This window comes from Microbulbifer sp. SE14, assembly GCF_059834885.1.
Genome location: NZ_JCBAJA010000042.1, coordinates 1 through 18,216 on the forward strand (window position 1 = coordinate 1; position 18,216 = coordinate 18,216).

At 55.7% G+C, this 18,216-nt stretch carries 17 protein-coding genes; 11 read left to right on the forward strand and 6 right to left on the reverse strand.

The annotated features are described in order from the left end of the window. Window positions 1-596 precede the first annotated feature (596 nt). Both AC6R19_RS21065 and AC6R19_RS21070 read left to right on the forward strand, forming a co-directional pair. Complete coding sequence (locus AC6R19_RS21065) at window positions 597-1,748, forward strand: hypothetical protein (protein WP_500581849.1); 1,152 nt, start codon at window positions 597-599, stop codon at window positions 1,746-1,748. Beyond that, entirely contained in the window at window positions 1,745-4,027 is a 2,283-nt protein-coding gene (locus AC6R19_RS21070) for a hypothetical protein (protein WP_500581850.1), read from the forward strand. The genes AC6R19_RS21065 and AC6R19_RS21070 overlap by 4 nt, the downstream gene beginning before the upstream one ends. 123 nt (window positions 4,028-4,150) lie before the next feature. On the opposite strand, the gene ppnN is transcribed toward AC6R19_RS21070, so the two are convergent. Next, the gene (gene ppnN / locus AC6R19_RS21075) at window positions 4,151-5,527 is read right to left on the reverse strand and encodes a nucleotide 5'-monophosphate nucleosidase PpnN (protein ID WP_500581851.1); all 1,377 of its coding nucleotides are present in this window, start codon (window positions 5,525-5,527) and stop codon (window positions 4,151-4,153) included. Between the two features lie 455 nt (window positions 5,528-5,982). On the opposite strand from ppnN, the gene AC6R19_RS21080 reads away from it, so the two are divergent. After that, window positions 5,983-7,014 (forward strand): hypothetical protein, encoded by a 1,032-nt coding sequence (locus AC6R19_RS21080; protein WP_500581852.1) that lies wholly within the window; start codon window positions 5,983-5,985, stop codon window positions 7,012-7,014. Continuing rightward, complete coding sequence (locus tag AC6R19_RS21085) at window positions 7,011-7,589, forward strand: hypothetical protein (RefSeq protein WP_500581853.1); 579 nt, start codon at window positions 7,011-7,013, stop codon at window positions 7,587-7,589. Before AC6R19_RS21080 ends, AC6R19_RS21085 begins: the two co-directional genes overlap by 4 nt. A 37-nt stretch (window positions 7,590-7,626) precedes the next feature. On the opposite strand, the gene AC6R19_RS21090 is transcribed toward AC6R19_RS21085, so the two are convergent. Continuing rightward, entirely contained in the window at window positions 7,627-8,595 is a 969-nt protein-coding gene (locus AC6R19_RS21090; protein ID WP_500581854.1) for an alpha/beta fold hydrolase, read from the reverse strand. Window positions 8,596-8,869: 274 nt separating this feature from the next. Here AC6R19_RS21090 and AC6R19_RS21095 point away from each other — a divergent pair, with 274 nt between their 5' ends. Next, complete coding sequence (locus AC6R19_RS21095; protein WP_500581855.1) at window positions 8,870-9,730, forward strand: 23S rRNA (adenine(2030)-N(6))-methyltransferase RlmJ; 861 nt, start codon at window positions 8,870-8,872, stop codon at window positions 9,728-9,730. 22 nt (window positions 9,731-9,752) lie between these two features. On the opposite strand, the gene AC6R19_RS21100 is transcribed toward AC6R19_RS21095, so the two are convergent. After that, window positions 9,753-11,585 (reverse strand): M14 family metallopeptidase, encoded by a 1,833-nt coding sequence (locus tag AC6R19_RS21100; protein ID WP_500581856.1) that lies wholly within the window; start codon window positions 11,583-11,585, stop codon window positions 9,753-9,755. A gap of 135 nt (window positions 11,586-11,720) precedes the next feature. Then, window positions 11,721-12,449 carry a pseudouridine synthase gene (locus AC6R19_RS21105; RefSeq protein WP_500581857.1) on the reverse strand — a complete coding sequence of 243 codons (729 nt, stop codon included), beginning with the start codon at window positions 12,447-12,449 and terminating at the stop codon, window positions 11,721-11,723. Window positions 12,450-12,868: 419 nt separating this feature from the next. Between AC6R19_RS21105 and AC6R19_RS21110 the strand changes: the two genes are divergently transcribed. Then, window positions 12,869-14,077, forward strand: coding sequence for an RtcB family protein (locus AC6R19_RS21110; protein ID WP_500581858.1), 1,209 nt, complete (start codon window positions 12,869-12,871; stop codon window positions 14,075-14,077). Window positions 14,078-14,156: 79 nt separating this feature from the next. After that, a complete protein-coding gene (locus AC6R19_RS21115) occupies window positions 14,157-14,345 on the forward strand; it encodes a hypothetical protein (RefSeq protein ID WP_500581859.1) in 189 nt (62 codons plus the stop codon). Here AC6R19_RS21115 and AC6R19_RS21120 read toward each other — a convergent pair. Then, entirely contained in the window at window positions 14,330-15,316 is a 987-nt protein-coding gene (locus tag AC6R19_RS21120; protein WP_500581860.1) for a sigma 54-interacting transcriptional regulator, read from the reverse strand. The two genes, AC6R19_RS21115 and AC6R19_RS21120, sit on opposite strands and share 16 nt — an antisense overlap. Before the next feature lie 108 nt (window positions 15,317-15,424). On the opposite strand from AC6R19_RS21120, the gene AC6R19_RS21125 reads away from it, so the two are divergent. Further along, entirely contained in the window at window positions 15,425-15,802 is a 378-nt protein-coding gene (locus tag AC6R19_RS21125; RefSeq protein WP_500581861.1) for a hypothetical protein, read from the forward strand. Window positions 15,803-15,955: 153 nt separating this feature from the next. On the opposite strand, the gene AC6R19_RS21130 is transcribed toward AC6R19_RS21125, so the two are convergent. After that, window positions 15,956-16,123 carry a hypothetical protein gene (locus tag AC6R19_RS21130; RefSeq protein WP_500581862.1) on the reverse strand — a complete coding sequence of 56 codons (168 nt, stop codon included), beginning with the start codon at window positions 16,121-16,123 and terminating at the stop codon, window positions 15,956-15,958. A gap of 301 nt (window positions 16,124-16,424) precedes the next feature. On the opposite strand from AC6R19_RS21130, the gene AC6R19_RS21135 reads away from it, so the two are divergent. From AC6R19_RS21135 to AC6R19_RS21145, 3 genes are read left to right on the forward strand one after another with little or no spacing between them, the layout of a single operon-like run. Continuing rightward, window positions 16,425-16,679, forward strand: coding sequence for a hypothetical protein (locus tag AC6R19_RS21135; protein WP_500581863.1), 255 nt, complete (start codon window positions 16,425-16,427; stop codon window positions 16,677-16,679). A 36-nt stretch (window positions 16,680-16,715) separates the two neighbouring features. Continuing rightward, a complete protein-coding gene (locus AC6R19_RS21140; protein ID WP_500581864.1) occupies window positions 16,716-17,324 on the forward strand; it encodes a Pvc16 family protein in 609 nt (202 codons plus the stop codon). Further along, window positions 17,321-18,184: a hypothetical protein gene (locus AC6R19_RS21145; RefSeq protein ID WP_500581865.1), complete on the forward strand. Its 864-nt coding sequence runs from the start codon at window positions 17,321-17,323 to the stop codon at window positions 18,182-18,184. The genes AC6R19_RS21140 and AC6R19_RS21145 overlap by 4 nt, the downstream gene beginning before the upstream one ends. Window positions 18,185-18,216 lie beyond the last annotated feature (32 nt).

Here is an 18,216-nt window from a genome sequence, read left to right on the forward strand (position 1 = left end):
GCCCTCACGCAGCGCCTTGACAGCGGCATCCATATCGAACGTAGGTTTGGTCATGAGTCATCTCTTTTTTGCGTATGGTAAAGAAATGACACAGAATTCTGAACACTACCGTCCACTCGCGAAAGCGAGTGATGACCCAGGATGTCACTGGGGCAGCCCTTAAAATTTACGAAAGCATGTCAAATGTAAGGCTTGACCCCGTTTTCTCCTCAACTACAGTGCAGATAGCTGCTTAACCCTGTGTCGATCTGCTTTCTCACACGTATTTGGTCATTTAATTTGGGGGCTATATCCGAAGGCAAGGGGGTTTTAAAAGGTTTCGGTGGGGTGCTGTGCGGCTTCGCCCCAATGAAATTTCCAATGGTAGTCTGCAAGCGATTTTGGCTGTATATGGAGGTGTTTCAATTCGAATCGTATAGATTTACTCTGGTTTAGCCCGCGTTCTCAACTCCCCACAAATTATGAGTGCTGAATTTTTTCGCTGAATTAACTGTTAGAAGGTGACATTATGGGGGGTAGGCTAATAGTATTAGGAAGTCAAAAGCAAGAGTTGAACTTGACAAGTAGATTCCGATGATTTGGGATTCATCACGATAATGAAGATTGCATTAAAAAAGAGAAATTCACTGGAGACAGTGGAAGAGTTACTTGTCGCGGCACATGAATCGGCCGAAAGCCTTACTTTGTCTCTTCCTTTGAGCTTAGGACATGGAAAAATTGGATCGCGATCCTTACTCTTGCAGGCGATTATAACGATCTGTCGAGAAAACCCTGATTTGATTCTGTTGTGCAGGTTTTTGGATATAAACGATATTGAGTCGATCAATCGCTTTATCTCTGATCCGCATTTGTTAATTTCTGTTTTAATGGCAACGAATTTGCTCGATAAACATGGTGAAGATATAAAACCTAAGCTTAATAAAAGTTTAGTTGAACGGTTTTCTTATTCAACAGGATTTGTAAAAGGCCAGCAACTTCAGTTGATCACCGTAGATCATTCGATTGATAAATTTAAGTATCCTCCGTTCTTTTATGATCAAGTAGAGAATGATGCTCCAGTAGTTAAAAGTAGTCGCTCATTTTCGGCAATTGTTAAGAAGCATTTGGCATCGCGTCAGAAGATATCAACTTTAAGTGATGAAGAGTACGGTGATATTGGAAGGTTATTGTCAGAGTTGATTCTAAATACAGATCAGCATGCACTAGTCGATGAGGGGGGGCTAGCATTCAATCGCTCTGTTCGTGGTGTGATACTAGATTATCATCTTATCAGGAGGGGGAAAGTTGCGGAGTATGTTGAAGGACAAAACAGCCTGTTTTCACAATATATTTCGGATTTGAACAAAAAATATGATGGTGCGCCACTTCATATCTTGGAAGTCTCATTGTTTGATAGTGGGCCTGGGCTTTATGGGCGATTTTCCGGCCAAAAGCTTAATCCGAGTACAGATATATCTATTGAGTTTGAAAAAGTTAAAGAATGTTTTAGAAAAAATATTACTTCAAAAAAAGATTCTGTAGGATTTGGTCGAGGATTGCCACGTGTATTGACTTTGCTTGATTCCAGAGGGGGGCTTATTAACCTGAGAACAGGACGTGTGAACCTTTACAGGAATTTTTTATCGCAACCAATGAGTGATGTGAGTGACGTTAAACTGTTTGATGTCGCTTCTAATTCTGAAAACGAGCCAACACCATTCAGTGATGTTCAGGGCGCCTCTTATACATTGTTGATACCAATAAAATGAACGATTTTTATTATTACGATTACAGTTGCAGAAATAACAAAAAAAGACATTTGGTTGTTTTTTCTCCAGGCTCGATAGTCCTCCTTGACGTTTTTTTTGATTTGATTAGGGAGGAGTTCTCTCGGAAGGCAGCATATGATGGTTTGGCTGTTATTGTTCCTGAAAATTGTTCGGCGTTTGATTTTAGTTCAGAAGAAAAATTACGCAAATTTTTTTTAAAATTATGCGACTCTACCAATATGCAGTTGCCGCCAGATGTAAATCTAGGTCTATATAATATTTCTGGTAAAATATCTGCAAAAAATATTAATGGAAGTGATCTATCAGATGGATTTGATAGGGTTGTTGAAGTAGGCTGCTTAAAAATCTTTGTTGATAGAGACTTGGTTGTGGAGGCTTCTCAGAATTATCATTTCTTGAAGCCCTCTGGTAGGCATAGTAATAAATTTATCCGTGCATCTAACGTAGTCTGTCGTGGTTCGGAAACTTATTTTTTGGCATTGAAACTTTTGGAGTTTATCGATGACGATATTAAGCGTATATATATTGATACGTCAGGGATTTCCAGCTTAGTTCATTCTGCTTTGCTTCTAAGAAATGAACTGAAACCTGGCGGAAGTTTGGTCTTAGTAGATAGTTTTGGAAGTTATGGTGGGTATAAGGAGTATCGTTTTGACTCAACCCAGAGTTCTATCGTTATTATTTCGGCCTCTACAAGTAACAAGCTATTTGGAGAGATAAAGCAAATTCCAGATTTATTTTCGAAAAAAATAGTGTCGCTTTTTTATAATAGTGTGGAAGCACCAAATCACGAAGTTGTTTTTGATTTCTCTAGATTGTTTAGAAGTTGCGATTCGGGTGGTCGATATAAAGAAATATTTTCCCCGATAACTTCTTATGCTGAAGAAGAGTGCGTTTATTGTATTCGCCATAATTCTTATCCCATAGCGTTATCTGCCGATCAGTTTTTAGTAGAGCATCCGAGTACAGAGGTTTATCTGCCTAGAGCTGTAGATTGTAAGAAATCTACAAGGGAAGTAATTAGGGATTATCGAGATTCAAGTTCACTTAAATGTTTATATGATGGACTAACAGCAACCAGGCCCGGTGTTGAATTTTTTGTTGATGTCAGAAAGCTTGTCATAGAAAAACATTCCAAGTTTGTTGATAAGATGATAGCTTGCTTTCGGAGGGGGTTGAGTGCCTGGGTTAGCGATATCTTCTATTGTTCCGATGTGGGAGCCAAGGAGCTCGCCGAGCAGGTAGCTAGTTATTATTTATCTAATTTTGGAGCAGAGCTCAACATGAGGTCTGTGAATGAAATAGACATTATTTCAAGAGAAGATGTAGAGAAGGGGATTGTAGTCGTGGCGGCCTCTTCTCAATCTGGAAGAGCTCTTCTTAATGTCAGTAGATCTTTAAGGAAGTTTGAGTCCACGCCATTGTTATATTTGGTTGGTTTTTTCAAGTATGGAAGTGAAGAACAGTTCAATAAAATAAAATCGGATCTCATTTATAGTGATGGGGAATATGGTTTTCATAGGCTTGAATGTATTGAAAGGATGTTGTTGCCTGTTGGGGATGGTCATCCAAACCCATGGCTTTCCGAGCAAAATGTACTAGCTTCTATAGTGGATTATTGCCAGTCAGTTGACCTGGATAAAACTGAATTTTTGAAAAGAATTGATTACTTAAAACGCGCAAATAGTCAAGAAGTTCAAGGCGTTTCAGATCGAATATTTTGGAAAAGCCCAGCAGGGGATGACTTAAAGTTAAGGGCAGGGTTTGCATTTTGGCCAGGGTTTAACGCATCAGATTTCCTTGTGCAAGCGCCTATCTATTACACAGTCGCAAGTGTGCTTCAAAGTCTAAGATATGATACGTCGTCAGATCGGTTGCCGCCTCTTAGGGATGCGTATGTTGTTAATCAAATTGATCCTTTGGTATTTGATCGATTTAATGATGGTGTGATACAGGCTTCTTTTCTGCGAGCCGCGAAGCCTAAGGAGTTAAATTATGCGTCTGACAAATGGAGAAGCAATTTCATTAAAACCTTCTTGTTGAAGGCGCTAGAGAATTTGGAATCTCGGGAATCAGAAGCAGTGATAGAGTTCCTGATTGCTATCTGTATGAGGAGGCTATGCTTGAGTCGAGAGCATCTAAATGAGATCGTTTTGCAAGTTGATAGTATCCCGGAAAAGTTTAATGTCGTTTCTACACTTTTAAAATTTATTGATTTTGTTGTTATTAGAAACAATCAGCCAGAACCAATATTTTAAATTCTCGAGTAATTGGGGTCCAGTAATCAGTAATTGGCAGTAATTGGGGTCAGAGTAAGGTTTTGGCGTCTTTTTCATCGGACGTTTTTTCAAGAACTTTACTCTGGACCCGGTAATTTTCAACTATTGGCCTGCAACGATCCGATAACAGGGAATATATGCTTTGCCGGGCAGCTTCATTCTCTGCTGCTTCACAAAAGACTCCAGCAAGGTATCAACGCTGTGCATTATCGCCGGGTCGCCGCGCAACTCATAGGGCCCATGTTTCTCCACGATCCGAATCCCTTCATCCTTAACGTTTCCGGAAACAATCCCGGAAAACGCCCGGCGCAGGTTGGCGGCCAGCAGGTAAGGTTCCTGGTTTTTGTGTAATGCCAGGTTGTGCATATTCTCGTGGGTGGGGGCAAACGGCCGTTGGAACTCTGTGGACACCTTCAGTTGCCAGTTGAAGTAATAGGCATCGCCGGTCTCTTTGCGGTGCTCCCGCACCTCTTGGATGCCTGCGGCCATCTGCCGTGCCACTTCCTGCGGATCGTCGATAATGATCTGGTACCTCGATCTGGCTTCTTCGCCTAGGGTCTCGGTAATAAACTGGTCGATGCGCATAAAGTAGTCCGCGGCGCTGGCCGGCCCGGTGAAAATAACCGGGAAGGGCTGTTCCCTGTTTTCCTCGTGCAGGAGTATGCCCAGCAGATAGAGAATCTCCTCGGCGGTGCCCGCGCCGCCGGGAAACACGACAATGCCGTGGCCGGTGCGCACGAAGGCCTCCAGTCGTTTCTCGATGTCCGGCATGATGACGAGCTGGTTGACGATGGCATTCGGTGCTTCCGCCGCGATGATGCCCGGTTCGGTAATGCCGAGGTACTGGCCGTGCCGGTCGCGCTGCTTGGCGTGGCCGATGGTGGCGCCCTTCATCGGGCCTTTCATCGCGCCCGGGCCGCAGCCGGTGCAGATGTCGAGATGGCGCAGCGCCAGCTGATAGCCCACCTCTTTGGTGTAATCGTATTCCTCACCTGAAATGGAGTGTCCACCCCAGCACACCACCAGTCTGGGTATGCGGTCTCGCTTAAAGGTGCCGGCATTGCGCAGGATATGGAATACCGCGTCGGTAACTCCCTGCGCAGACACCAGGTCGTAGCGCGGGTCACCGGTGATCTCGCTGTTCACGTAGATGATGTCGCGGAGCACGGCAAAAAGATGCTCGGCAATACCCCGGATCATCTTGCCGTCGACAAACGCAATAGGCGGGGCGTTTTCGACCTTGAGTTTTACGCTGCGCTCTGTGGGTACAACGGAAATATTGTAGTCGGCATAGGTTTCCAGCAGCTCCTTGCCGTCATCCATATAGCTGCCGCTGTTGAGTACGGCCAGGGAGCAGTTGCGGAAAGTCTGGTATTGAGGGCCGCGGCTTTCGCGGCTGAGCTTGTGGATTTCGTACTTGGACAGGATGTCGAACTGCCCGGTTGGTGATACCTGTGCATCGATGAGATCCGTGGACATGCAACCCTCAAATAAAGCTGAAAGATTCTACAGTACAGGAACTGCTGTACAGAGGCTATAGAAGTTTAGTCTAAGTTGTTGATTACACTATTTTTTTGCATTCGATTTTGATCTGGAATGACTCTGGCAACTGCCGTCAGAGCAACATGTTGGCGTTTAATTCATCGAAATGGGCTGCGGCCAGGATTTACTCTTGTCCCGGTTTCCCTCGGGGAATTATGTATTGTCTCAGTGTCCATGGAAAATGAATAGGCAAATAATATTGAATATTGACCTTTTCACGCAGGGTGAATCTTAAATGTCAGTTCCACTCATACAAAAAGCAAAAATCTGTCACACACAACCTCAAAAACCTGTGTTAGTTTTTCCCCTTTTTCCAAGGAAGGGATCTGGATATGGGTATTTGTGCGAAAGTTGGATATAGGGCCCAGAATCGGTACAACGACGTCATTGTTGTGCAAGAACTGTTGAACGGTGCTATCAAGCGCTTCCCGGTACTCAAGGGCCAGTGGGAGCCGCTGGTGGTGGACGGGGCCTGCGGTGGCCTGACTCTCAATGCGATCGAATCCTTCCAGCGCAAGGTACTGAACTTCAACTATCCGGACAGGGTGGTGGACCCCGGTGGCAAAACCTGGAAGAAGCTCAACGCCAACGTCGAAACCCCTCAGCAGATGGCCAATAGCAACCCGGGTTGGAGTTTCCAGGGGGCCCTGGAGTGGCTGGATGACCAGGTTCCTCAGGCGGTGATCGACCAATACAGCTTCTTTGAGAAGAGCCTGTTGGGCCTGTTTGGCAGTGACGAAGAGGAGGATTGCAGCAACAATGGCGCGCCCGCTGCCAAAACCACCGCGCCGGCGGTTACGCCCTTCAGGCAGGGCGATAAGCGTTGGGGTAAGACGGCGCTGGGTTTTGGCGGAGGCACCATTCACGGCTACGGCTGCGCCATGACCAGCCTGACCATGGCCGCCACTTATCTGGGCTCTCGTACCAAGCACTGGCCCGCTGGCCAACAGCCGGACAAGTTGACGCCGCTCATCGTCAACAACATTTTGAAGTCCGCCAATGCCTTTACCAAGGGTACCTACCTGTTGTGGATTGTGGCTGGCGCCAAGGCTTTGGGCATGAGCGGCCAGGACTCGGGCATTCGCAAGAAACTGGCGGAGGAAGCGGTCCAGTCCATTGATGCGTGTTTGAAGGCGGGTGGCCTGGCAATGGCGCATGTGGATTACAAGAAGGACTGGGTGGGTGACCACTGGATTCTGATCACCCAGAAGAGGTCCAACGGCGAGTACCTGGCGATAGATCCTGCCTACGGGAAAACCCTGACTTTGTACTCGACGCCCGATGGCAACGTGAAAGTCAAGCCGCATGTGCTGCTCTACGGCCGTGCCAGCAGTTGGATCGACAGGACCCCTGAAAACGTTAAGAATTACCGCGTGGTGCGCTATGTCACGCTGAAAAGTAGTGCTGCAGAGGCGAAAAAATGACAATCAGAACTTTGAGCCTGGGTTTAATGCTGTCTCTGGCCGCTTGCGATGCCTCAGTCGCAGAGCCCTTCGAGCGGATATTTGACAATACCGCGGTGGGCGAGCAGTTGGACGGCTGCGCGAGCTGGCCTGCGCAGTCGGCCCGGGTGGTTGAGGGTGAGTACGACTGGAGCCTGCAGGTGTTCAAGGGTCCCGGCTGTGCTACCCGGGCGCAGGCTTTCGAGCAGACCTATGATATGGACAGTCGCTTCGCCGGCCTGTGGCAGGGGCTGCTATTGGTGGACAGCGGCACCGGCGCGGAAGACCATGAGCTCTACCTGGTTGCCGCCGACTCGGGCGAGCGCCTCGCTGCACTCTGGTATGTGGGCAAGCCGGTGTTCAGCGAGCAAAGCATCCACTTTTTCGAACCCACCCGCGACCCGGCCGATATCAGCCAGTGTCCGCAGCCCAAAGAGGCGCTGGCGCAATGGCAGGAGAGGGGGATGCCCGTGATGCGGGCCGTTGAAAAAGTCTTCGACAGAAAAACCGGCAATGTCAGCGCCGGCGAAAAAGTCAGCTGTTATGTGATGCAATAATTTCAGTGAGGGGGCGTCGATTAGTCGTCCCCATTTATCAGTGACCGATCAGCGCGAGGAACTCGGCAATCCTGCCGTTGACCCATTCCGGCTTTTCCTGCCCGATCCAGTGCCCCGCCTTTATCACCTCATTGATACGCAGATCAGTGCACTGCCGGTGCATATCCAGGCCGATGCTCTCCGCATAGCGATGGGTCCAGTCCTTGCTACCCGTCAGGTACATCGCCGGCGCGGTGATGGTGTTGGCATTCTGTGTGGCCGTCCGCTCCCAGGTGCGCTCGAAGTTGCGGTACCAGTTCAGCGGCGGCTCGAAGCCGTGGCGCTGGTAGCGGCCGGCGATATAGTCGAGGAAGTCCCGGGGCATGTAGTACGGGCGCTGTTCCGGCAGGGTGATCCGCTCCAGCAGGCCCGCGTCGCCGGCCTTTTGCCCCAGCAGGTCGAAGTGGCCGGTGAGGATTTTTTCCAGGCTCAGGGGGATATGGCGGTTCAGGGCCTCGTGGGCGGCGGCCTTCTGGAAATCGATAATGTAGAAGTAGTTGTCGCCCATCTGCCGCTTCAGCGCGCTCAGGGTATCTGTCTGTCCGCGCCCGAACCAGGGCACACTCAGGCCGCCGATACCCTTGATGCGCTCGGGGTGCAGCCAGGCGGTGTGCCAGGCGACGATGCACCCCCAGTCGTGGCCGATAATCACGCCCTGTTGCTGGTCGTAGGCGTCCAGCAGGCCGATCACGTCGGCCGCCAGCTCGACGGTGTCGTAGGCGGCGACGTCTTCGGGCGCGTCGCTGTCGCCGTAGCCGCGCATCTCCGGGGCCACCACCCTGTAGCCCCTGTCCACCAGGAAGCTGATCTGGGGGCCCCAGCTGGCCCAGCACTCGGGAAAGCCGTGCAGCAGGAACACCAGCGGGCCTTCGCCGGCCTCGGCCACATTCAGGGTGATGCCGTTGGTGGGTACGGCGCGAAAGCGGATGCCGTAGTGCTCCAGTCCATAGGGCAGTTTCTGGCTCATTGCTATCCCTTCTCTTTCCCCGGCCGATGACTCCCCAGCGTAATCGTTCAGGCGGATATTGAACAGGGGGCGCCGCCCGTTGCACCGCCGCTGCCGCGTCCCTGCGGCGGGCCGCAAATATTGGTTTACACCACCCCGGCAGCGGAATAAATTACGCGCGAGATCCCTGGTGGGCCAGCCGCTGGCCCGTCCCTCCCAAGGCGCTCCCTACCGCCGCGTTGGCCCGCCCGGGCCACAGGCCCGATTGACGTACCGAGATATCCACGCGGGTCACATGCTCAGTTATCGCCACGGTTTTCATGCCGGCAACTTTGCCGACGTGTTGAAGCATCTAGTGCAGGTGGAAATCCTCACCTACCTGCAGAAGAAGGACAAACCCCTCGACTATATCGACACCCACGCCGGCGCCGGCCTCTACCGCCTGCAGGGCGACATGGCGGCGAAGAACTGTGAGTACGGCAATGGCATCGGCCGCCTGCTGCCAGGGGAGCCTGGCCTGCCGGCACTGCAGCCCTATCTGGAAGCGCTGCGGCCTTATTTGGATAGTGTGCTGGCGCACAATGCCGGCGGTCGCCTGCAGGTTTACCCGGGCTCGCCGGCCATCGCCTGCGGCCTGCTGCGCCCCCAGGACAAGGCCTGGCTGTTCGAGCTGCACCCGGCCGACATCGAGCAGCTCCGCCGGAACTGCGTTGGCCGGAATATCCATATCCGCGGGGAGGACGGCTTCCGGGGGCTGTCCGCGCTGCTGCCGACGCCCTCCCGCCGCGCCCTGGTGCTGATCGATCCGCCCTACGAGCTGAAAGAGGATTACCAGCGCGTGGTGGATGCGCTCAGGCTGATCCACCGCAAGATGCCCATCGCCACGGTGGCGCTCTGGTATCCGGTGGTCGAGCGCGGGCGCATCGACCAGCTGGAGCGCCAGATCGTCGCTTCCGGCATCCGCCGGGTGGAGCAGTTCGAGCTGGGTATCCGTGCCGACACCGACGGCCATGGCATGACGGCCTCAGGCATGATCGTGGTGAACCCGCCCTGGACAATACGAGCCACCATGGAACAGCTGCTGCCACCACTGGCAAAGCTGCTCAGCGAGGATGGCGGGGAGCACCGGCGTATCCGGACCCTGGCCGGGGAGTGAAGGATTCGCTGGCTGCCGATCCTTAATAGTCCATCAGCACCGGATACTTCCGGTAGGCCCGGTCGAAGTAGGGGCTGCGTTCGTAGAAGAAATCCATCCGCGCCCGCGGGTCTTCGGCAAAGGCCTTGTCCCGCAGGCGCTTCTCAAATTCCTTTTTTAACGCCGGATCCTGCTCGAGCATCTGCTCCGCCAGCGGTATCAGCGCATAGGGCTCGTAGTACTCGGTGCGCTGGAAGATCTGGTTGAAGAATCCCCACTGGAAGAAGGAGTCCGGCCCGCGCGGGTCCAGCAGGGCTACCGCCAGGCTGCCCAGCGGCTGGTCGGTGCTGACTCTGACATAGTCGGCGAGTGGTACCCGGATCTGTTCCTCCCTGAATTCTCCCTTGACCCGGAAGTGGCCCTCGAAAGGAGTGTCGGCGAACTCGGGGTTGTCGACTTCGAATCGGGTCAGTTCGGCCGATTTCCGTTGCGGCTCGGTGATTTCGATACCGTGTGCCTTCAGCCGTTCCAGCACCAGAGTCTCGCTCTTTGGCAGGTAGAAGGCCTTGGGCACCCGCACCTCGACCCCTTTGACGTTGTCGGCGAACACCGGCAGGGAGGGGTAGCTCTTGGCTTCGCCGAGCCAGACCACCAGCTCGGCGCCGCTGATCGGGTTCTTCTCCTTCCGGTAGGCGATGCCCTTGAAGGGTTCTTCGGCGAATACCGAAAGATCGGGCTTTTCACTGGTGCGCCACTCCAGTACCTGGGTCTGCGGGCGGCGCTGCCGGTCATTGGCTATGGCTTTGTTGAGCGCCGCTCCGTCGTCCGCCAGCGCCTGCAGAGCCGCTTCGATAAATACATAGGTTCCCAGCACTCGCTGGCGATAGGGCTTTAGCGAGTGGTTCTCCACCAGCACCGTCGGCGTGTGGCGCAGGTCGCCCAGGCCGTTGGAGAAGCGGGGAGGGGCGGTCCAGTGGTTGATGCCGTCGGCAAAGTCCTTCGGATTCACGCCGAACACCAGCGGGCCCGGGATATGGCCCGCGGCCGATAGTGCGGAGTCCAGGTCCTCCTGCAGGCGGGTCTCCAGCCACTTGGTGATGGCCGGGGAATCGGTGGCGAAGGAACCGTTATAGCCGTAGGTAATGTCGTACTGGTAGTCCTCGCCGTCGGTGACGTGGATATCCAGGTAGAGGCTCGGTTGGTATTCGTTGATCACGTCCATCACCGCGCGTAGCTCCGGGGTGTCGAGCTTGGCGTAGTCGCGGTTGAGGTTCAGGTTATTGCTGTTGGTGCGCCAGCCGGCGTTGTCCGGGCCGCGCTGGTTCATGCGGCTAAAGGGGCCGGCGCGCTCGTGGCCGTCCACATTGAGGATCGGAATCAGCAGCAGGTTTGCGCCCCTGATCAGCTGGCGCAGCTCCCGGTCGCCGTTCACATAGTCCCGCAGTAGCATCAGGCTGGCATCCTTGCCGTCGATCTCGCCGGAGTGGATGCCCGCCTGTACCAGCAATATCGGTTTGCCGTTCGTCCTCGGATCGCTGCCGCCCTCGGTCAGGGTCACCAGCTGCACCTGCCGCCCGCCGGCGGAGGTGCCGATATCCCCGGTCTTGATATCCGGGCTGGCCGCGGCCAGGCGATCGACAAAGGCGCGGGTCTGTCGGTAATCCGGTGTGGTGCGAAAGCCGCTGGCCTCCGCCGGCGTCACCCAGTCTCCCTCCTTTGCGATCAGCTCTTCGGAAGCGCCCTGCCAGGGAATCAGTTTCGGTAGCGGGGCCTGTAACCGGGGTTCACTGTGGGCCGAATGGGAGACCAGGGTTGCGGCGGCCAACAGGCAGTGGGCGAAGAGGGCGGAGCGTGCACGTGAATTGACTTTGGGCATGAGAGGGCGCTTCCCGGGATGAAACTGGCTATTGGTCTTATTGGCTGAAGATCCGGATGATATTGCAAATGCCCTTGCGGTGCATTGATGCAGGGAGCGGGACAGCGGACTCGGAATAGCCCATGGCGGGCGACCTTACTCCGGCAGCTGCCACCCGAAAGCCTGCATCAGGGACAGGAACTGCCCCCGCGGCGGCGCGACCAGGTTCAGGCGCTCGCCGGTCACCGGGTGCTCCAGTTGCAGCTGCAGCGCGTGCAGCAGCAGGCGGCTGCAGCCGTATTGCTCGGCAAAGAAGCGGTTGTGCACCGACTTGCCGTACTTGGGGCAGCCGATCAGTGGGTGGTGGATATGCTTGAAGTGGCGGCGTATCTGGTGCCGGCGGCCGGTCTTCAGCTGTATTTCCACCAGGGAATAGCGGCTGGCCGGGTAGCGGTCCACGGAGTAGGGGACCTCGATGGTATCCAGCCGGCGGAAAATGGTGACCGCCGGCTGGCGGGGCAGGTCGGCCCTGGGGCGTTTGCGCTGGTGTTTGAAGTCGGCCACCGGCGGCAGCGGGTAGTCGATGACGCCTTCCTCCGGGCAGTAGCCGCGGCAGACGGCGATATATTTCTTGACCGAGTCTTCGCACTCCAGCTGCGCCTGCACCTGCGCGGCGATCTCCCCACTCTTGCCGAAGACGATGACGCCGGAAGTGGGCTTGTCCAGCCGGTGGATCGGGTACAGGTGGCAGCCGACCAGGTCGCGCAGGTGCTGCAGCAGGACTCTGTCCTCGCGGGGATCTATATCCGAGCGGTGCACCAGCCATCCCTCGGGCTTGTAGGCCGCGATGAGGTAGTCGTCTTCAAAAATAATTTCCGGATTCATGTTGGCTGGCGTCTGCGGAGGCTGGTATCCCAATAATTATATGGTGGGGAGGCCTTCCTTTCACGGGTATATTCGCGCCCCGTTTTTTCCCGATTGCTGTACCGCGAAGAAATTTTTGCGGAATTTGAAAATTTAATGTTGACATTTTGTTTCGTCTGTTTAGGCTCGCCCCTCTTTCGAACAACCCAAAACCTTCTGTGGCCCGCAACCATGGGAGGACATCAAAAGGAGCCATGAAATGCGCTATCAACTTCTGAAAAATCAGTTTATCTGATACACCTTTCATGTGCTTGCGCTTGAAGGGTGACGACGCCTTTCAAGCCAGATCTTCCTGAAGCCCTGGCATCCGCCGGGGCTTTTTTATTTCCGGCCTTGAAAGGCAATTTTTAGAAAAACGTGGAGTAATCCAGGGATTCTTTATGCCTGTAAAAATGGTACTGAACAACAATGCGCCGCCGGGGACAGTGCCGGTAAAAATCTACACCGACGAGATAGAGCCGGCGGCACTGCAACAACTGAAAAATATCGCCCAGCTGCCGATAGTGCACTCCCATGTGGCTGCCATGCCCGACGTGCACCTGGGCAAGGGCGCCACCGTGGGATCCGTGATTCCCACCGTCAGCGCCATTATCCCGGCGGCGGTGGGGGTGGATATCGGCTGCGGCATGAATGCGGTGCGCACATCTCTGCATGCACACCAGTTGCCGGACAACCTGAAGCCGCTGCGGGATGCCATTGAGGTGAAAGTCCCCGTGGGCTTTGGACGTCACAAGATGATCAACGCCCGGGAAGCTGCCTGCAAACGTCTCGCTCCCGGAGCGGACAGGCTGTTCGACAAGCATCCGGAACTGCTGAAGAAGTTGCGCCAGCCGCAACAGACCTGGGTCACCCAACTGGGCACCCTCGGCGGCGGCAATCACTTCATCGAGATCTGCCTCGATGAGAGTAACGCGGTCTGGGTGATGCTGCACTCCGGCAGCCGCGGTATCGGCAATGCCATCGGCCAGCACTTTATCCAGCTGGCGCGGAAGGACATGGCCGGGCACATGCATAACCTGCCGGACCGGGGTCTCGCCTACTTCAGCGAGGGCAATGGCCACTTCGACGATTACATCGAGGCGGTAAACTGGGCCCAGGAGTACGCGCGGGTGAACCGCCAGGAGATGATGAAGCTGGTGCTCGGCTGCCTGCGCGAGCATCTGCCGGACTTCATCCTGACGTCCGAGGCGATCAACTGCCACCACAACTATGTGGTGCGCGAACGGCACTTCGGCCGCGACGTGTTCGTGACCCGCAAGGGGGCGATCAGCGCGCAGCGGGACCAGCTGGGCATCATCCCCGGCTCCATGGGTGCCAGGTCGTTCATCGTGCGCGGCCGCGGCAATGCGGATTCCTTCTGCTCCTGCGCCCACGGCGCCGGGCGCAAGATGAGCCGCAGCGCCGCCCGCAAGCGTTTTACCCGCAGGGACCTGGAGGAGCAGACCAGGGGTATCCAGTGCCGGAAGGACACCGGTGTGATCGACGAGATCCCTGCTGCCTACAAGGATATCGATCAGGTGATGCAGAACCAGTCCGACCTGGTGGACGTGGTGCACACATTGCGCCAGGTGATCTGTGTAAAAGGTTAAGGAGGAGCCGCGCCCCGGCGCGGTTCCGAGACAGGGAGGTCAACTTTTATAGCGGAATTTATTGAGGAGGTCGATCGCTATGAAAAGCAGCAAGCCGCGCAATCGCGTTGCGCTCAACCCGCTGCTCCGCAAGGGCGGTGCCCATGTGAGGGCAAAGTCCGGGGAGCGGTTTATCAGCAAACAGAAGGTTTCGAAAGCGGTGCGGGAGTGGGAGGGCTCCCGCCGCAAATCCCGCCAGTTTTTCGTGCTCTCTCAACTGTCCGCGTAGGAAAACTTGTCGATCGCGTGCTTGCGAATCAGTTTTCCCAGGGCACTGCGCTCCTTGCCGGAAATTCTCGCCGCTTCGCTCACATTTCCCCCCGCCAGTTGCATCAGGTTGCGCAGGTAGTCCTGTTCGAAGTTCCGGATTGCCCTGGCCTTGGCTTCCTGGAAATTGGGCAGCGATTCCCCCTCCGTTGCTTCGCCATCCACCAGTTCTTCGCTTTCGGTCAGGTCCAGCCAGGGGCCATCGGACAGTAGGAACTGTCGCAAAAGAAAGTTTTCCAGCTCGCGGATATTTCCCGGCCAAGGCTGCCGGCCCAGCCATTTCTGCGCGCGGGGGGTGAGCCGTTTCGGGAGCTGTCCGGTGGCTCCGTGCTCGGCATTGAAGCGCTGCATCAGCTGCGCGGCGATGATCGGAATATCCTCGGCCCTCTCCCGCAGGGGCGGCATGTGGATATTGAGTACATTGATGCGGAACAGGAGATCCTCGCGGAACTCCTGGCGGGTCACTGCGGCCGCAAGGTCCGTATTGGTAGCGGCGATGATGCGCAGGTCGGCACTGTAGCTGGTTTCCGACCCCAGTGGCCGGTACTCCTGGAACTGCAGAAAACGCAACAGCGCCGCCTGGGATTTCAGGCTGAGGCTGTCCAGTTCATCCAGGAACAGGGTGCCGCCGCTGGCCACTTCCACCAGTCCCTTCTTGTTGCCCCTGGCCCCGGTAAAGGCACCCTGCTGATAGCCGAACAGTTCGCTTTCAAACAGCTCCTCCGGAATGGCGCCACAGTTGATGGGAATAAAGGCTTTATCCCGCCGCGGGCCCAGGTAGTGGACCGCACGCGCGGCGTTTTCCTTGCCGGTTCCCGTTTCGCCACTGACCAGCAGCGGCGCCCGGCAATTGGAAACCCGCTCTATCAGGCGCGCCGTATCGACGAAGGCATTGGAGCAACCGGCCATGTTCAGGTTTAGGAAGCGCCGCAATAGGGCCCGTTCGGCGGCCCCCCCGGGAGCCCCCGCGGCGCGGTCAGCTGCGAGGCGTTGTATACGCGTTTGCAGTTCCTCCCGGCTGCAGGACCACAGGGCAAAGTCGTGAAACAGGCCGATCAATTCCGTGGATTCAAAATTGCCACTGTTACAGTGGTCCTCCAGCAAGCAGAGGGCGGCGGGATTTTTGCTCGCCTGGTCTGCCAGAAATTTCCGATAGCAGTGATCTTCCAGACTGTGGCGGTCGAGGATGAAGACCGAAATGCAGGCGTGCTCGCGTGCCTGCTCTATCCTCCTCGGGAATTCCGTATCTCCTTTGGAGCCCGATCGGTTTATCTGGTCATGAAAGGGGCGCCAATCGCACTGATAGCCGGAGAAGAGCTTTCCAAAACGCTTCTGGGCATCCGTGTCGGTGAAAAAAATAACGAGAGAGTTCATCGCCTGGTTTCCAGTGACTTCCCAATTCTGTTGATTGAATCTTGAATCGTTTACAAGCCCCTACAGGATTCGCGGAGACATGGCCCGGTGAAGAGCGTGGCCATGGGCCGGGACAGGCTGTTTTTATTATTGTTATGCAACCAGGTGTCCCTAGGAGTCACAGGCTTGTAAGCGGAGGCTGGAACCAGTGGCGAAAAGCTACCAGTTCTGTGCGGGCGAAATCAAGTCATGTCCTAACCATTGTTTGATCTTGTCGATATTTTTGGCGCGCCAATTTTCCTGTTGCTTTATCAAAGCTTTTTTCACTATTGATCCCAGGTGCTTCCCCTTTTTTCTATGACCCTGGGTGGGTTCTTTCTTACCCATCCACTCCTCGATCGCTTGAACACATGCGGCGCATTGCCTTTTTGTCTTCGGGAAAGCCGGGGACCTTGCTGTGAGGTGGGTAATTTTTTGCCCGGCGTAATGACCTGTAATGCGGGAAAACGGCTTTAATTACCGGTTTTTCTCGCTTTTGTGAATCTGGCATGAGGCTTGCTATCCCTATCCGAAACCGCTCCGGAACAGCTGCTGTTCCTTTTTGGCGGGGGAGAAAGTGGAAGCAGTGGCGTACTCGGCAATAAAAAGTGGGGTGTCTTTTGCCGCGGGATTACAGGAGGGACACAGGATGCCGAAGACCATAGATCCCAAGGATACGCTGGTGGACACCATCGCGGAGGAGATCGCCGGATACCTGGCGGTGCAGGAGAGTGCCGCGGACACACTGGACGGCATAGTGCAGTGGTGGCTGCTGCGACAGAGACTGCAGGAGGGGCGCCGGCAGGTGGAGGCAGCGGTGGATCTTCTGTGCAGGAAGGGTACCTTGAAACAACAGAGACTTGTGGACGGGACTGTCGTTTATCACGCAGTCCACAAGGACTGAGTACGGATCTGGTAACGGGTAGCCGACAGGGACGCTATGGCAGATTTCAACAGTATCGCCGCGGTCAGCAGCAGCCTGGTGCGCTACCTGGATTTCAGCTTTCGCGAGCTGCCGCCGATCTCCGGGCGCAACACGCCGGTGCGCCTGTTGCGCACCCAGGACCTGGATCCCGAAGACTCCGACCTGATCACCAATCCGTCACTGTCGGTGTTCCTGTACCGGGTGGACTTCAACAAGGTGATGCGCGGAGCCTGGTCCGCGGCGGCCGCCTACGACGGCCGCAGCCACCTGCCGCTGGATCTGCACTACCTGTTGATTCCCTGGGGGGACAACGCAGACCACGAGCACAGGATTGTCGGCCGAGCCATGCAGGCCCTGGAGGACACGCCGATTTTTACCGGCCCGCTGCTGGACCCGATCACCCCCTGGGCGCCGAACGAATCGATACAGGTCTGCCTGGAGGAACTCTCCACCGAGGATGTGATGCGCACCTTCGACTCACTGCCACTGGATTACAAGCTGAGTATTCCCTATGTGGCCCGCATCGCGGTGATTCACGGGCGCGAAAGCAGCCTGTCGCCGCGGGTCTCCCGGGCAGGGGCGGGAGCGGCGCCGCAGGTGCAGGGGGAGGGCGGCCAGCCGTGACCGGTGCCGGTTCGCACGAATACCAGTGGCAGCGCCGGCGCCTGGCGCTTGGACTGGATTTTACCGACGCGCTGCGCAGCACCGAGCTGGTCTATCCGGTGCGGGTGGAGCGGGAGCGCGGATTGCCGCACGAAAGTCCCAGGCCCGCGCACCGCTACGACTTTTCGCAGCTGCAGCCGCTGCCGTCAGGACTTCTGCGCAGTCATTCCGGCCGCTACAGCCTGAGTTACACCGCGGGCTCGGGGGCGGGGATAGATCTCCGGGTTTATGACTACGAGCGCCGCTATGTGCCGCGTCGTCTGCGGGTGCCGCTGCGGAGCCTGGAGGATGTCGAGCAGATCGAACAGGACGGGGAACAGGATTACCTGGCCGGCCGCAGCCGCAATATCACCCTGTTCCCCGGAGCCGGTTACCACCACAGCTCCGGGGCCACCGGAATGCGCGGGCGTGCGCTGAGGGATGACCGGCCGCTGCGCTGGGCCTGCGTCGAGGCGCGCCTGCCGGGTGGTTCCCTGATCGCCCGCGGCCGCGGCGACGACCGCGGCGAGTTCCTGCTGTTACTGCCGCCGCAGGCATTTCCCGGCAGCGAACTGGAGGCGGGTTTCAATATCCAGGTGTGGGTGTACGGCCCGGAAACCGAGCCGGTGCCCGCGACCGCGGACCTGCCGGGCCGGGACCCGCTGTGGGACCTGCCCCTGGAGGAACTGCCGGCTTTCAATCTGCCGGACGACGTGAGCGGCGGCGAGCAGTTGCCCGAGGGTTATGTTTCGCCGGCATCGGCGCGGCGCCTGGTGAGCTTTTCCCCCGGCCGGATTCTCACCGGGCGCGACGAGCCGGACTTCGATTTTGTCATTCCCTGAGTCCGCTGTGCGGCCGGGGGAGTTTGCGAATG

Coding starts and splice junctions, on each gene's coding strand:
- AC6R19_RS21135 (WP_500581863.1), top strand. CDS start 16,425: ATGCCGAAGACCATAGATCCCAAGGATACGCTGGTGGACACCATCGCG.
- AC6R19_RS21070 (WP_500581850.1), top strand. CDS start 1,745: ATGAACGATTTTTATTATTACGATTACAGTTGCAGAAATAACAAAAAA.
- AC6R19_RS21130 (WP_500581862.1), bottom strand. CDS start 16,123: ATGGGTAAGAAAGAACCCACCCAGGGTCATAGAAAAAAGGGGAAGCAC.
- AC6R19_RS21085 (WP_500581853.1), top strand. CDS start 7,011: ATGACAATCAGAACTTTGAGCCTGGGTTTAATGCTGTCTCTGGCCGCT.
- AC6R19_RS21095 (WP_500581855.1), top strand. CDS start 8,870: ATGCTCAGTTATCGCCACGGTTTTCATGCCGGCAACTTTGCCGACGTG.
- AC6R19_RS21105 (WP_500581857.1), bottom strand. CDS start 12,449: ATGAATCCGGAAATTATTTTTGAAGACGACTACCTCATCGCGGCCTAC.
- ppnN (WP_500581851.1), bottom strand. CDS start 5,527: ATGTCCACGGATCTCATCGATGCACAGGTATCACCAACCGGGCAGTTC.
- AC6R19_RS21100 (WP_500581856.1), bottom strand. CDS start 11,585: ATGCCCAAAGTCAATTCACGTGCACGCTCCGCCCTCTTCGCCCACTGC.
- AC6R19_RS21090 (WP_500581854.1), bottom strand. CDS start 8,595: ATGAGCCAGAAACTGCCCTATGGACTGGAGCACTACGGCATCCGCTTT.
- AC6R19_RS21065 (WP_500581849.1), top strand. CDS start 597: ATGAAGATTGCATTAAAAAAGAGAAATTCACTGGAGACAGTGGAAGAG.
- AC6R19_RS21140 (WP_500581864.1), top strand. CDS start 16,716: ATGGCAGATTTCAACAGTATCGCCGCGGTCAGCAGCAGCCTGGTGCGC.
- AC6R19_RS21110 (WP_500581858.1), top strand. CDS start 12,869: ATGCCTGTAAAAATGGTACTGAACAACAATGCGCCGCCGGGGACAGTG.
- AC6R19_RS21115 (WP_500581859.1), top strand. CDS start 14,157: ATGAAAAGCAGCAAGCCGCGCAATCGCGTTGCGCTCAACCCGCTGCTC.